Origin of the sequence: Roseovarius sp. CH_XMU1461 (genome assembly GCF_037027165.1) — a bacterium.
Taxonomy (GTDB): domain Bacteria; phylum Pseudomonadota; class Alphaproteobacteria; order Rhodobacterales; family Rhodobacteraceae; genus Roseovarius; species Roseovarius nubinhibens.
This window is the reverse complement of the sequence record NZ_JAYMDV010000005.1, coordinates 102,403-117,082: the sequence shown is the minus strand read 5'-3', so window position 1 is coordinate 117,082 and position 14,680 is coordinate 102,403. Positions and strand designations below refer to the sequence as shown.

13 protein-coding genes are annotated in these 14,680 nt (G+C 63.0%); 4 read left to right on the top strand and 9 right to left on the bottom strand.

Annotated features, from left to right (window positions below; all coding sequences use genetic code 11):
• Positions 1–53: 53 nt before the first annotated feature.
• The 6 genes from WA237_RS14815 to WA237_RS14790 all read right to left on the bottom strand — a co-directional run bounded on the left by WA237_RS14815 (position 54) and on the right by WA237_RS14790 (position 8,024).
• Positions 54–392, bottom strand: a complete 339-nt coding sequence (locus tag WA237_RS14815; RefSeq protein ID WP_336098577.1) for a DNA primase — start codon at positions 390–392, stop codon at positions 54–56.
• A 35-nt stretch (positions 393–427) separates the two neighbouring features.
• Complete coding sequence (locus WA237_RS14810; RefSeq protein WP_336098576.1) at positions 428–979, bottom strand: sarcosine oxidase subunit gamma; 552 nt, start codon at positions 977–979, stop codon at positions 428–430.
• A complete protein-coding gene (locus WA237_RS14805) occupies positions 972–3,896 on the bottom strand; it encodes a sarcosine oxidase subunit alpha family protein (protein ID WP_336098574.1) in 2,925 nt (974 codons plus the stop codon). Before WA237_RS14805 ends, WA237_RS14810 begins: the two co-directional genes overlap by 8 nt.
• Complete coding sequence (locus tag WA237_RS14800; RefSeq protein ID WP_216016375.1) at positions 3,893–4,165, bottom strand: sarcosine oxidase subunit delta; 273 nt, start codon at positions 4,163–4,165, stop codon at positions 3,893–3,895. Before WA237_RS14800 ends, WA237_RS14805 begins: the two co-directional genes overlap by 4 nt.
• A 60-nt stretch (positions 4,166–4,225) precedes the next feature.
• Entirely contained in the window at positions 4,226–5,479 is a 1,254-nt protein-coding gene (locus WA237_RS14795; protein WP_336098572.1) for a sarcosine oxidase subunit beta family protein, read from the bottom strand.
• Between the two features lie 1,114 nt (positions 5,480–6,593).
• Positions 6,594–8,024, bottom strand: a complete 1,431-nt coding sequence (locus WA237_RS14790) for a Glu/Leu/Phe/Val family dehydrogenase (protein ID WP_336098571.1) — start codon at positions 8,022–8,024, stop codon at positions 6,594–6,596.
• Positions 8,025–8,358: 334 nt separating this feature from the next.
• Between WA237_RS14790 and WA237_RS14785 the strand changes: the two genes are divergently transcribed.
• From WA237_RS14785 to WA237_RS14775, 3 genes are read left to right on the top strand one after another with little or no spacing between them, the layout of a single operon-like run.
• Positions 8,359–10,113, top strand: a complete 1,755-nt coding sequence (locus WA237_RS14785) for a pilus assembly protein TadG-related protein (protein WP_442970271.1) — start codon at positions 8,359–8,361, stop codon at positions 10,111–10,113.
• Positions 10,110–10,646, top strand: a complete 537-nt coding sequence (locus tag WA237_RS14780) for a TadE/TadG family type IV pilus assembly protein (RefSeq protein ID WP_009814600.1) — start codon at positions 10,110–10,112, stop codon at positions 10,644–10,646. The genes WA237_RS14785 and WA237_RS14780 overlap by 4 nt, the downstream gene beginning before the upstream one ends.
• Positions 10,646–11,212, top strand: coding sequence for a TadE/TadG family type IV pilus assembly protein (locus WA237_RS14775; protein ID WP_336098569.1), 567 nt, complete (start codon positions 10,646–10,648; stop codon positions 11,210–11,212). The genes WA237_RS14780 and WA237_RS14775 overlap by 1 nt, the downstream gene beginning before the upstream one ends.
• Before the next feature lie 167 nt (positions 11,213–11,379).
• Here WA237_RS14775 and WA237_RS14770 read toward each other — a convergent pair whose 3' ends face one another.
• Positions 11,380–11,862 carry a hypothetical protein gene (locus tag WA237_RS14770; protein WP_336098568.1) on the bottom strand — a complete coding sequence of 161 codons (483 nt, stop codon included), beginning with the start codon at positions 11,860–11,862 and terminating at the stop codon, positions 11,380–11,382.
• 63 nt (positions 11,863–11,925) lie between these two features.
• Positions 11,926–12,870: an NAD(P)-dependent oxidoreductase gene (locus tag WA237_RS14765; RefSeq protein ID WP_009814597.1), complete on the bottom strand. Its 945-nt coding sequence runs from the start codon at positions 12,868–12,870 to the stop codon at positions 11,926–11,928.
• Between the two features lie 218 nt (positions 12,871–13,088).
• On the opposite strand from WA237_RS14765, the gene WA237_RS14760 reads away from it, so the two are divergent.
• Entirely contained in the window at positions 13,089–13,991 is a 903-nt protein-coding gene (locus WA237_RS14760) for a pirin family protein (RefSeq protein WP_336098567.1), read from the top strand.
• Between the two features lie 65 nt (positions 13,992–14,056).
• On the opposite strand, the gene WA237_RS14755 is transcribed toward WA237_RS14760, so the two are convergent.
• A complete protein-coding gene (locus WA237_RS14755) occupies positions 14,057–14,644 on the bottom strand; it encodes a TetR/AcrR family transcriptional regulator (RefSeq protein ID WP_040618069.1) in 588 nt (195 codons plus the stop codon).
• Positions 14,645–14,680: the final 36 nt, after the last annotated feature.

Below are 14,680 nucleotides of genomic sequence, written 5' to 3'. Positions count from 1 at the left end.
CAAATACCCCCGGACCGACGCCAGCCCGGGGCCGAAGGTTCAGCGTGTCGCGCTCAGGATTTGAATTCCAGGCACTGGGTTTCCATCGCCTTGGCCGCATCCTCGGTGAGATGCGCCTCGTCGAGCGTATAGACCCAGTCGACCAGCATCGGGATGGCGCTGTCGAACTTGTCATCGACCCCCGCCTCGTCAGACGTGAGATAGCCCTGCGCCTGTTCCGAGGATTGGCCCGCTACGCGCTGGGCCACGGCCTCGCGCACGATCTCGGCGGTGGCGGCGCAATTGGCGGCCTTGTCGGCCTCGCTCACGGCCCAGGCCGGCACGGCGCTCAGGCTCGTCGCCGCAACTAAGGCAACCACAGGGACGGCCACTCGGGCGGATCGGATCATCATCTGCAAACACTCCTTTGGAAAGGTCAGCCCATTCATCACGCGCCCGCCCGCGCCGCAACCCCGCGCATGGCGCTGTCGAGATCATGGGCAAGGGTCCGCGCAAAGCTGCGAAAGACCATGATCTGCCAGGCCTCCGACCCAACCCGCGTGATCGAACCCGCCATATGGGCCAGCTCGCTGCGCGCCGTATGGCCGCGCTTGAACACGCCCTCGCGCAGATCGAGCGGCGTCAGCCGGGCCAGCACATCGCGCGCCCCCACGCCCTCGAGCCGCACCACGATCCAGGCATCCGACTGATCGGTGAGCGCGGCATGACGCCCGAGCGCCGCATCGGCCCGTGGCCCGATCAAGAGCGCCGTATCCCGGCCAAACCACAGGGCGCGCGCACCGGCCTTGCCAGTGCTGCGCCCCGGCGCGGGCGGCGCCATGCCATGCGCCGCCTCAAGCGCCGCGCTGACCTCGGCCTCGCGGCCCTTGTAGGGCGCGATGGCGGTCATCGCCTCCGGCGTCTCTTCGCGGGCGGTGATCCCGCCGATCTCGAACGGGAAAATCCCCGCCCCCGGCGTCTTGGCTGTCAACTCAGTCACGCATCCGCCCTCCATCCGCATCGAACTGCACCGGGTCCTGCACCTCGCAGATCGTGTCGACCCCGCGCAGATGATCGACCAGCCTGACCCGCTCGCCATGGCGCGCCCGGCCATTTTTCAAAAAGCCCAGCGCCAGCACGCTCTCGCAGCTCGGCGAATAGCAGCTGCTGGTGACATAGCCCTGATCGTTCTCGGCCACCGCCTCGGCCCCCTCGTCAAAGAGATGCGCCCCTGCGGGAAGCTCCTTGATCTCGCCCAGAGGCCGCAGACCCACGAGCTCTTCGCGGAGATCTTCCGATAGTCCCGGACGCGCCGCCATGGTCTTGCCGACACAATCCTTCTTGGCGCTGACCATGCCGCCCATGCCGATATCCTTGGCGGTCACCCGGCCATGGATTTCCGCATGGGTGATGAAGCCTTTCTCGATGCGCAGCACATTGAGCGCCTCCATCCCATAGGGGCCACCGTCGCGCGCCTCGGCCATCTCGCAGAGCCGCTCAAACAGCGCCGCGCCATAGCGCGCCGGCACCGCGATCTCATAGCCCGCCTCGCCCGAGAACGAGATCCGGAAGAGCCGCGCGTCGATCTCGCCGATCCGCACCGCGCCACAGCCCATGAAGGGCAGATCGACCTGATCCGCGCCCAAAAGCTCGGTCAGAAGATCGCGCGCCTTGGGCCCTGCCACGGCAAACTGCGCCCATTGCTCGGTCACCGAGATGAATCGCACATCCATCTGCGGGCAGAGGCATTGATGCACGAAATCGAGATGCCGCATCACCTGCCCCGCGGCGGCGGTGGTGGTGGTCATCACATAGTGATCCGCGCCCATCCGCGCCGTGGTGCCGTCATCCATGACATAGCCATCTTCGCGCAGCATCAGCCCATAGCGCACCCGGCCCTCTTTGAGGGTCGAGAACATCCCGGTATAAACCATGTCGAGAAACGCGCCCGCATCCGGCCCCTGAATGTCGATCTTGCCGAGCGTGCTCACATCCGAGACACCCACCGCGCGGCGCACCATCTGCACCTCGCGGTCACAGCTCTGCCGCCAATGGGTCTCGCCCGCTTGCGGAAAATAGCTCGGCCGATACCAGAGCCCCGCCTCGATCATCGGCGCGCCCCGCGCCACGCTCGCTTCATGCGAGGTGGTGAAACGCTGCGGCGCAAAGCCCTTGCCCTGCGCGCCCGCCCCCAGCGCCGCGATGCTCACCGGCACGAACGGCGGGCGGAAGGTGGTGGTGCCGGTCTCGGGAATGCCCCGCCCCGTCGCATCCGCCAGCACCGCCAGCGCCGCCACGTTCGAGTTCTTGCCCTGATCGGTCGCCATGCCTTGCGTGGTGTAGCGCTTCATATGCTCGACCGAGCGGAAGTTCTCCACCGCCGCCTGCCGCACATCCTTGACCGTCACATCGTTCTGAAAATCGAGCCAGGCGCGGCCCTTGCCGGGCACCGCCCAGACCGGCCAGATGTCATAGCGCGCGGTCTCCGCCTCGGGCAGATCGACCTCCACCGCTTTGCGCCCCAGCGCCTCAAGGGCCGCGCGCGCCGCGCGACGGCCATCGGCGAGGCAGCCAGCCGTGTCAAAGACACCGCGCGCCGCGCCCGCCACATGCAGCCCCGGCACCGCGCCCGACTGCGGCACAAAGGCGGCAATGTCGCGGTCCCAAACGGGCCGCCCGCCCATATGGCAGGTGAGATGCACATTCGGGTTCCAGCCGCCCGACATGGCCAGACATTCGGCGCGGATCTTCTCGACCCCCTTGGCGGTGCGGATCTCCACCGCCTCGAGCGCCTGACGCCCCTCGGCATTGCTGACCTCGGCGCCTGCGAAGAACGGCACGTCGAGATCACAGGTCGCATGCGGCCGCGCATCGATGAGCGCACTCACATGCAGCCCCGCCGCCTGCAGGTCACGCACCGTGCGATGCGCCTCATCGGTGTTGCCATAGACCGCGATATTGCGCCCCGCCGCCACGTTCCAGCGGTTGAGATAGGCGCGCACCGCCCCCGCCGTCATGATGCCGGGCCGGTCATTGTTGCGAAACGCCACCGGACGCTCGATTGCGCCCGCGGCCAGCACCGCCTGCCCCGCCGTGATGCGCCAGAAACATTCGCGCGCCGCGCCCGGACGCTGTGCCACCTCCGGCGCCAGACGCTCGATCGCGCCATAGGTGCCGCCGTCATAGGCCCCGATCACTGCCGTGCGCGTCATGATCCGCACATTGCCCATGGCGCGCAGCTCTGCCACCTGCGACGCGACCCACTCGGCCCCCGCCATGCCGCCGACAGTCTCGGTCTCGGCATTGAGCCGCCCGCCGGGCTGCGTGTCCTCGTCGCAGAGGATCACATCGAGCCCCGCCCGCGCGCCCTCCATGGCGGCCCAGAGCCCCGCAGGCCCCGCGCCGATCACCAGCAGGTCACAATGGACAAACGCCTTCTCGTATTTGTCGCTATTGGCCTCGCCCGACAGCGCGCCGAGACCGGCGGCATTGCGGATGACCGGCTCATAGATCTTTTCCCAAAACGCCTTGGGCCACATGAAGGTCTTGTAATAGAACCCCGCCCCGAGAAAGGGCGCGGCGAGATCATTGACCGCCATCAGGTCAAAGCCCAGCGACGGCCAGCGGTTCTGGCTCCGCGCCATCAACCCTTCGTAGAGCTCGAGCGTGGTGGCCCGCACATTGGGCTCCTGCGCCGGACCAAGCCCCGTGGTCACCAGCGCATTCGGCTCTTCGCTCCCCGCCGTGAGCACCCCACGCGGACGGTGATATTTGAACGACCGCCCCATGAGCCGGATGTCATTGGCCAAAAGCGCCGAGGCCAGCGTATCGCCCGCAAACCCGTCATAGCGCTGCCCGTCAAAGCGAAAGCTGATGGGCTTCTTGCGGTCGATCAATCCCTTGCCGTCAATCCTCATGCGCCCCGTCCCTTTTCATCGCGGGCGAGCGCGGTGCCGATCACCTCATGGCTCACCGTGTTGCGCGTCACCACCACCCAAGAGCCACAGCCCATCTCGTGATACCACATGTCCCGCGTCACCCCGGCCGGGTTGTCGCGGTTGTGCAGGTAGTCATCCCAGACCTCGGCCCCGGCCTCTGGCGCCGGCCGGTCGAGCGCCACCGCCGCCCCGGAATAGTAAAACTCGCGCCGGTCGCGCGCGCCACATAGCGGACAGGTGATCCTCATGCTGCGCCCCTCGCTGTCATCATGCTCTTCATGCTCATGTCCAAACCTCTGCCCCGCAGATCAATGCAGGTTGTGCTGCGCCCCGGTGCCCTCTTCATCCATCAGCCCGCGCCCGGTGCGGAACCGGTCGAGCCGATAGCGCGCGGCGGGGGCGTGATGGGTCTCGGTCGCGATCAGATGCGCGGTGGAATAGCCCGAGCCCGGCACCGCCTTGAACCCGCCATAACACCAGCCGCAATTGAGAAAGAGCCCCTCGGTGTCGGTCTTGTCGATGATCGGGCTGCCATCGGGGCTCATATCCATGATGCCGCCCCAGCTGCGCAACAGCTTGGCCTTGCCGATCATCGGCATCAGGGTCATCCCCGCCTCCATCACATGCTCGACGATGGGCAGGTTGCCGCGCTGCGCATAAGAGGCATACATATCGAGATCGCCGCCAAAGACGAGCCCGCCCTTGTCCGACTGGCTGATATAGAAATGCCCCATGCCGAAACTCACCACATGGTCGATCACCGGCTTGAGGCCTTCGGTCACAAAGGCCTGAAGCACATGGCTCTCGATGGGCAGGCGCATCCCTGCCATCGCCGCCACCTGGCTCGACCGGCCGGCGACGATGATCGCGACCTTCTTGGCCCGGATCGCGCCACGGCTGGTCTGCACCCCGGTGACGCGGCCGCCCTCGCGGTCGATGCCGGTCACTTCGCAATTCTGGATGAGATCGACGCCGCGCTCGCTCGCGCCCCGTGCATAGCCCCAGGCCACCGCGTCATGCCGCGCCGTGCCCGCCCGGCGCTGCATCAGCCCGCCATAGATCGGGAACCGCGTCTGCTCGTAATCGAGATAGGGCAGCATCCGCTTGAGCGCCCCGACCGACAAGATCTCGGCATCATCGCCTTGATTGCGGATCGCATTGCCGCGCCGCGCCATGGCGTCGCGCTGCCCGTCGGAATGAAAGAGCATGATCTGGCCGCGCTGCGACAGCATCACGTTGTAATTCAGATCCTGCTCGAGATTTTCCCAAAGCTTGAGCGAATGGGAATAGAACTCGGAATTGCCCGGCAGGAAATAATTGGCCCGCACGATGGTGGTGTTGCGGCCCACATTGCCACCGCCGAGATAGCCCTTCTCGAGCACCGCCACATTGGTGATTCCGTGATTCTTGGCGAGGTAATAGGCGGTCGAAAGACCATGCCCGCCGCCGCCGATGATCACCACATCATATTCGGATTTCGGCGTCGCATCACGCCAATGCGGCTGCCAGCCCTTGTTGCCGGTCAGCCCCTCTTTCAGGACACGCCACCCCGAAAAGCCCATGCTCTTACCCCCGATTCCCGATGTTGCGTCAATCAATCAACATGCGCCGGATATAGCAATGGGGGCCACCCCCACCGGCACAAATTCCGACCCGCGCCGACATGGGTGCGACGGGCCGAGGATTTGGGTCTCTGCACCCGGCGCTTCTGTCCCAAGACCAGATAAGCTCGCAAAACTTACAGAGCGCGCGCCCCTGCCCTCACATCTCACACGGGTCCCGCCCTCCAACGCGTGAACAATTGCGCCTGCGCCCCTCGGCCGATCTGTTCAACGTCTCCGATGAAAAGATCCTCCCTTCGAGAATGTGACCGCCGTGGATCACAGCCATGCGGTGTCAGCCGCCCGGCGAACCTCAGGCGCCAAAAAAGTCCGACCCGGCTGGTCAGTTTCGCCGGCAATGGCACGCATAGGTAAAAAGGCGCAGCGCTCCGGCGCAAACTCTCCCTGAAAGCAAAAGCTGCCTCGCAGACAAACTACCGCGCTGCGAACAATGGCCTGTCCGACCAAGCGCGTTCCCAGCGCTCTTTTTGCAAAACGATCTATCCTCTCGCGCGGCAAGCCGCCCTTGCCTGCACTTAATCGCTTCGCCAGAAGGGCTGAGAAGGGCTGGACCTCGCAGTTCAGATTTCTACTCGCATCCGATGCCCTGTCACGCGACCGGTGTCTCGTTCCGCAACCTTAGCTTCGTCCTGCAAACAAGACCTATATCCGCAGATTTGGTTCGGTCTCTCTAAACGGGCTTTGCCGAGTGAACCGGTTGCACACAGGACGAGACACCGCATCCTTCGCAAGCCAAGCGTCGTCCCGCGAAGGCCAAGCGTCACCTAGTGTATGCCGCCCTGGTCTCTCACCTTCGTTTCGCAACCAAGGCCCCGTTCGGCACATTCTGCCCCGTCGCTGATCGCAAGCATGACCGCCTGTACCAAGGTGTCCCTGCTGAGACATCTCTCATCGCAAGCAAGGCTTCGCCTCGCATCCAAGGCCGCGCCACCCGAGAGCGCATGAGACCCGCATGCTGTCTCTTGGTCTGCCAAACACCTGCACGCGACCCGGCCCTAACGAAGGGCTGGGCAGGGCCGCGCGCGGCCCCGCCCCTCATCCTAAGTTTTGGCGGTCAGAGACCCGCCGCGCGATAGCTCGCCGCGACCTTGTCGATCGACACGAGATATGCAGCAGTGCGCAGGTCGGTCACATCCTGCCGGCCGTGCCAGACTTCGCGCATCGACTGATAGGCCGCGCGCATCGTGTCATCGAGCCCCGAGCGCACCAGCTCGAGCTCACCCGCGCCGCGCAGATACTGCTGCTTGAACCCCGGCGTCAGGGTCCAGCCGAGGTTGCGGTCCGCGCTCAGCTGTTCGAGCTCATCCACGATGAGCTGATGCCGCGCCTCTTCCTGACGACGGCCCATCCGGCCAAAGCGGATATGGCTGAGGTTCTTGACCCATTCGAAGTAACTCACCGTCACACCGCCCGCGTTGGCATACATGTCGGGGATGATCACTGCGCCCTTCTTGCGCAGAATCTCATCGGCCCCGGCCGTCACCGGCCCGTTCGCCGCCTCGATGATGAGCGGCGCCTGAATATTGGCGGCGTTACCCATGTGGATCACCCCTTCGAGCGCTGCAGGCACGAGGATGTCACAGGCGTTTTCCAGAACCTTGCTGCCATCTTCGACATATTCGGCATCCGGATAGCCCTTGACCCCGCCATGTTTGGCGATCCAGTGGCGCACCTCTTCCACATGCAGCCCGTCTTCAGAGACCAGCGCCCCATCGCGCTCGATGATGCCGGTGATGATACAGCCGTCCTCCTCCGACAGGAACTTGGCCGCGTGATAGCCCACGTTGCCGAGACCCTGCACGATGACCTTCTTGCCGTCGAGCGTGCCGCTCAGACCGGCGGCCTTCATGTCCTCGGGATGGCGGAAGAATTCCTGCAGCGCATATTGCACGCCGCGCCCGGTCGCTTCGGTCCGGCCCTGGATGCCGCCGCCATTGATCGGCTTGCCGGTGACACAGGCGCGGCCGTTGATGTCGGTGGTGTTCATCCGCTTGTACTGATCCGCGATCCAGGCCATCTCGCGCTCGCCGGTGCCCATGTCGGGGGCCGGCACGTTCTGGCTCGGGTTGATCAGGTCGCGCTTGATCAGCTCATAGGCAAAGCGCCGGGTGATCCGTTCCAGCTCATCCTCGTCCCATTCGCGCGGATCGATGCGCAGCCCGCCCTTGGAGCCGCCGAACGGCGCCTCCACCAGCGCACATTTATAGGTCATCAGCGCCGCCAGCGCCTCGACCTCGTCCTGATTGACGCCCATCGCATAGCGGATGCCGCCCTTCACAGGCTCCATATGTTCCGAATGCACGCTGCGATAGCCGGTGAACGTGTGGATCTGCCCGCGCAGCCGCACGCCGAACCGCACCGTATAGGTGGCATTACAGACGCGGATTTTCTCTTCGAGACCGGGGGGAAGATCCATCAGCGCGACCGCGCGGTTGAACATCAAATCTACACTCTCGCGGAACGTCGGTTCCTTGGCTGCACTCATATCATCCTCCCAGACTAGTGGCGGGCCTTGCTGCCTTGCTATCGCGCAAAGCATGTCAATATCGTTAAAGCACCACAGGTATTTGTCCAGCCATATGGCCCGAAGCCATGATTTCGCTCTGCCTTGGTCGAGGGACGCCAACCCTCGGATTGTCGCCAGCAGCGCGACAATATTCCAAATCCCGCAAAAACGTCCACTAAACCCCTGAATTTAAGGTAATTTTGAGCGAATTCGGCCCTATTTTCGCCACTTTGCCCCGCCAAAACAACTGTTGCCGTAATCCGACTCGGCTTTGGCCACCCCGGCCTGATGAGGTGATGAAATGACAGCGCGAATTTCTTTCCAGACTCTCCGCCACGCGGTCGCAAAAGGCTGGCACGCACTGCCCGCCGCGACCCGCGCGTTCCGCCGTGACGAAAACGGTGGCGCGACGATCATGGCCCTGGTTTTCTTTCTCATCATGATCGCCGCTGGCGGCATCGCAGTCGATATGATGCGCTATGAAATGAAACGCGCACAGATCCAATCGACGCTCGATTCCGCCGTGCTGGCCTCGGCCGGTGCACCCTACGGGTCGGATCACCGTGCCATCATCGAGGATTACTTTCGCGTCGCGAATATGACCGACTATCTCGCCGCTGAAAAGGAAGGCGAGATCGTGGTTACGGTCAACTCGGCCTCGGTGACCGCCAATGCCGATATGACGATGGACACCTATCTGATGAAGCTCAGCGGCATCAAAGAGCTGCGCACCACCGGCGGCTCGACCGCTGTGCGCAAAGTGCCGAAGCTCGAAGTGGTTCTGGTCCTCGACGTGTCGGGCTCGATGGGCAGCAACAGCAAGCTGGTGAACCTCAAGAAAGCCGCCAAGGAATTTGTGACCTCGCTGCTGAACGGCTCCGAGCCGGGCAATACCGTGATCTCTATCGTGCCCTTTAGCTGGTCGGTGAGCCCGTCGGTCGCCACGTTCGAGGCCCTTGCCGTTGACCGCAAGCATGAATTTTCGACCTGTATCCGGTTCAAGGCCAACGATCACAGCCATGCCTCGCTGGCCACCGGCAATTCGGGCTTTTCCAGCGGTCAACCGCTCGACCAGATGATCTACACCGCGCTTTACGGGAATTTCGACGAATTCAGCGGCAGCGAAAGCTCGTCTGACTATCGGTCCTGCTACGCCAATGATTACATGGAAATCCTGCCCTTCTCGGTTAGCGAAACCGAGTTGCACGCCAAGATCGACAGCCTTCAAGCCTCGGGCAATACCTCGGGCAACCAGGGCATGATCTGGGGCGCGGCGCTGCTCGACCCGAGCTTCCGCCAGATCACCGACGACCTGATCGCCGCGGGCGAGGTTGCCTCGTCGCAGGCCGCCATCCCGTCCAATTACGGCACGGCGGAAACGCTCAAGGTCGCCGTGGTCATGGGCGATGGACAGAACACCACCTCTTATTTCTTCTCAACTGGCGGCCAATGGCGCGGCCAGAACTCGGACCTTTACGAGGTCAAGTCTCAGAAACGCGTGTTCAAATACGCCTATCGCAAGAACAAGAAGGACAAGATCAGCTACGATCAAAGCAAGTGTAGCAACAACTCTTGGGAATGCGTTTACGAATCCTCGGGAGAGATCGAAAGCGCCTTCTACCTGCACGACAATTATGACGACAATCGCTACTACAACACCGAAGAAGGCGAATACCTGAGTTCTAGCGAATGGAATGACCTTCAAGATAGCGATGAATTCGTCAGCATGCGGCGCCTCGATTGGGAAGAGGCCTGGGGTTACATGTCGCCCTATTACTACTACCAGGTCACCGGCGACCCCAACGCATATTACGATTATTACTACTATGACCGCCTCGACGGATCGGAAAAGGACACAAGGATGAAGGCCTCCTGCACCGCCACCAAGAATGAAGGTGTCGTGGTCTTCTCGATCGGCTTCGAAATCGATCAGGGCGGGACGGCTGAACAGGTGCTCAAGAACTGCGCGTCGAGTGAAAACCACTACTTCCGGGCCGAAGGCATCAACATCAATGACGCCTTCAGTGCCATCGCGTCCAACGTTGTGAACCTGCGGCTGACCCAATGATGCGCCTCGTTCCTTCCAAACTGGCGCGGTTCTGGCGCGGACAGGCGGGCAATGCGACCGTGGAATTCGTCATCGTCTTCCCGGTCTTCCTGACCCTGTTCCTGTTCTCGCTCGAACTGGCGATCATCACTCTGCGGCACACGATGCTCGAGCGTGGCCTCGACATCGCGGTGCGCGAGTTGCGGCTCGGCACCGGCAGCGCGCCGCAGCATGATGAGATCAAGCAGATCATCTGCGACAACGCGATGATCATCGCCAGCTGCAACAGCACGCTGCGGCTCGAAATGGTGCGCACCAATATCCGTACCTTGGGATCGCTGCCTGACGATGTGAACTGCGTCGATCAATCGGAAGAGGCCGCCCCGGTGCGGACCTTCCAAAACGGCCAGCAAAACGAGCTGATGCTACTCCGCGCTTGCGTGAAATACAGCCCCCTTCTGCCCGGCATGGATCTGGCCCAGGCGCTGGACAAGGATGGCGCCGGACAGGTGGCAATCGTTTCCAAAACCGCCTTTGTACAGGAGCCGCTCTGATGTTTGGCTTAGGGACATATCTCGGCCGCGGTCTGCGCCGCTTCTGGCGGCGCGACGACGGGTCGTTCGTGGTGGAATCGGTGATCGCCCTGCCCTTGCTGTTTCTCGCGGCGATGGTGATCTACGAATTTTTCGAGGTCCACCGCTTCAACAGCGCCCGCGACAAGGCGAGCTATACGGTGGCCGACATGCTGTCGCGTGAAATGGGCACGGTGAACACGACCTATATCGACAACACCAAGAGCCTCTTTGACAGCATCGTGGACGACAACGCGGGCAGCCAGCTCCGCGTCACCGCCATCAGCTATGACGTCGACACCGACCGCTATGCGGTCTACTGGTCTGAGGTGCGCGGCACCGGCCCAATGTCGGTTCTGACAACCTCGGATATCGCGACGAGCCACGCCACCCTGCCGTTGATGTCGGATGGTGAACATATTCTGCTGATCGAATCCGTCTCTGACTATCAGCGGATGTTCGCGGCGGGCTTTTCCGAGGATATGGAGATCAAGACGCGGGTCATCACCAGCCCCCGTTTCGTGCCGAAGATCGACTGGGCCAGCTGATCCGGCGCATATGATCCAGGCCTTGGGGACACGCTCTGCTCGGTGTGTCCCTTTTGGTTTTTCAAAGGGTGCACATAGGGCTGATCGCCCGCCCGAGCGCAGCGCAGAGGGTCAAAACCCGCACTGTCGCTTTGCCGACGCAATACCGACGTGTTACCGACCCGCCATTATTCGCTGTTTTGCCGCGCCAGGATCTGCCCGGAAATCACCTCGGCCATGGCCTTGGCCTCGGCCGCGCCGGTGACACCGCCGATGCCCACACGCCGTCCCAGACGCCACCACATGCCCGGCTCCCAGCGCGGTTTCTGGGCCTCTTTCAGGATCACGATAAACCCGTTGGACGGCTTGAAAGCAAAGGCCCCCCGGTCCACCCGGTCAATCTGATCGAGCTCGGCGATCATCTCGCCCGCGCCATCATGCAGCCCGGTCTCATCGAGGATGATCGCCTGCTCCGTCGCCCGGAACATCCGCTGGGTGACATAGAGCGCCAGCGCGCCGAGCGCGATCAAAAACACCTTGATACCAAGGGTTTGCCCCTCGCCATTCAGCGCGAGATAGAGCAACAGCCCGCCCAGACCGGCCAGCATGGCCAGCCCGAAATAGCGCCGTGGCGCCGAGGCGCGCATGGTGATCTGCATCGGTTCTGTCATGGCTTTACCCCTTGTGCTACGCGCTCATATCGCGAACGCCGCAAGGGGTGAAGCGAGCGCCGCTCAACGCGGCGGAAAGACTTCGGCCCCCGGCTCTTCGGGCTCGTCATCGACCATCTCGGGCGGAAAGCCCGGTGCCGTGACATCAAGCCCGGTCGCCTCTTCTAAGCGCTTGATGATATTGGGAGAAAGCTCTCTCGGGCCAAAGCGCGAAATGCCATCCTGAAAGATCGAAATGAGCAGCGGGTTGAGCTCGAGCGGCACCTGCGCCCGGTCCGCAACCTCTTGAAAAAGCCCGATATCCTTGGCCACCAGATCCATGGTAAAGCTGATGTCGCGGCTGCCGTTGAGGATCACCTGGCTTTCGGTCTCATGCACGAAACTGTTGCCCGACGAGATGCGGATCGCCTCAAACGCGGTGTTGAGATCCATCCCCGCCCCCTTGGCCACGGTCAGCGCCTCGGCACAGCTCACCAGGTTGGCGGTGGCAAGGTAGTTGGTGATCACTTTGAGCACACTGGCCGAGCCCAGATCACCCGTGTGCAGCACCCGCCGCCCCATGATGGTCAGAAGCGGCAGAATGCGTTCAAACGTGGGCCGGTCGCAGCCCGCGAAAATGGCGATATTGCCCGTATCCGCCCGGTGACAGCCGCCCGAAACCGGACAATCCACCGCCGCACCGCCGCGTTCGATCACCAGCGCGCCGAGCCGTTTGACCTCGGCCTCATCGGTGGTCGACATCTCCATCCAGATCTTGCCGGGCCCCACCTCGGGCAGCATCTCCTGCATCACCGCATCACTCGCAGCCGGGCTCGGCAGACAGGTGATGACCGCATCGCAATCCCGCATCATCTGCGCCGGGCTGCCCCCGGGACGCGCACCCTTGGCTTCGAATTTCGCAACGAAATCAGGGTTCAGATCATGAACGCTGAGCTCGACACCATTGCGCAACAGGCTGCCGGACAGTTTGCCCCCGACATTGCCCAGGCCGATAAATCCAATTTTCAAAGCACTCTCCCTGCTTGTGTTTCGCCCTTGATGGCAGCCCGTTTGCGACCTCGCTACTGAAAACGCGACCTCGCGGTGAAAAAACTGCGCGAATGTTCATCTCCGCTCATTTTGCGCACAGGATGCGTGCGACCCTGCATATGGGCGCAGCCCCTGCGCCACTCTATCTTCTGCCGCAGAAGGGCTTCACAGCGAGGCCCGCCAGAGGAGAACCGGATATGTCCCTCAGACCCGTGATCGAAACCCGTCAGGCCCAGCCTCATATCGAGGGCGCGGGCGTCCAACTTCACCGCGCCTTCGGCTTTGGCGACCCGAGCGAGCTCGACCCGTTCCTGCTCTTCGATGACTTTCGCAATGACGATCCCCGCGCCTATGCCAAGGGCTTTCCCTGGCACCCCCATCGCGGCATCGAAACCATCACCTATGTGCTCGCAGGCAGCGTCGATCACGCCGACAGTCTCGGCAATCAGGGCGCGCTCGGCGCGGGCGATGTGCAATGGATGACCGCCGGGTCGGGCATCCTGCATCAGGAAATGCCCAAAGGTGACGCACGCGGCCAGATGCACGGGTTTCAGCTCTGGGCGAACCTGCCGTCGGATCAAAAGATGACCGCCCCCCGCTATCAGGACATCGGCGCGGCTGATATCCCCGTGGTGATCGATGACGACGGCACCAGCGTGCGGGTGATCACCGGCGATTTCTGGGGCAAGCGTGGCCCGGTCGACGGCATCGCCGCTGATCCGCAATATCTCGATGTGCATGTGCCCGCCGGGGTGAAAAAGACCTTGCCTGTCGACACTTACCGCAAGAGCTTTGCCTATGTGTTCGAGGGCAGCGGCGCCTTCTCGGACGCGAGCGCCCCGCAGGGCGTACTGCTCGAGAAAGAATACGAAGGCCGCGAGTTGCACCTGCTCGACATGTCCGGCGATCGGACCTTGATCCGCTTTGGCACGGGCGACGAGATCACCGTTCAGGCAGGCGAGCAAGGCGTGCGGTTTCTGCTGATCTCCGGCGCGCCGATTGACGAGCCTGTGGCTTGGCACGGCCCGATCGTGATGAACACCGAGGCCGAGCTACGGCAGGCCATTCGTGAGCTGAACAACGGCACATTCATCAAGTAAACCCCGGGGCGGCACAAGCCGCCCCCCCCCGAGCCTAAAGGGCGGCACAGGCCGCCCCACCCGCCTCAGGCGGCGACCGTCCGGCGCACCATGTCGAGATAAATCCCCTCCACCTCATCGAGGCTGAGCCGCCCCTCTTCGCGGAACCATGTGTTGACCCCGGTCAGCATCGCGATGAGCGCCATGGTCGTCACCCGAGGCTCGGCCAGCCGAAAATGCCCCGCCGCCACGCCCGCGACGAGAATCTCGGTGAGCTGATCCTCATAGGTGCGGCGCATCGCTTCGATGGCTGCGAAATTCTCGGGCGTGAGATTGCGCAGCTCCATATAGGCGATGAACACCTCGTCAGGCCGGTTCGAGTGAAAGCGGATGTGAAACCGGGTGAATTGCTCGAGCGCCTGCACCGGATCGGCGGGCGCGTCCAGTTCGGCGCGCGCCGTTAACAATTCCTCCATATGCGCCTGCATAATCTCGAACAGAAGCGTTTGTTTGTCCGGGATGTAATTGTAGAGCGCGCCGGCCTGCACACCGACTTCGGCGGCGATCTTGCGCATCGACACGGCGGCGAAGCCATGCCGCGCAATCAGGCGCCGCGCTGCCTCTCGCACGCGCGGGCCGGTGATATCGGAGTGTGAGCCTTGGGTTCTTGCCATTGGCCGAGGTTTATCTGAACACGCGTTCAGATCAAT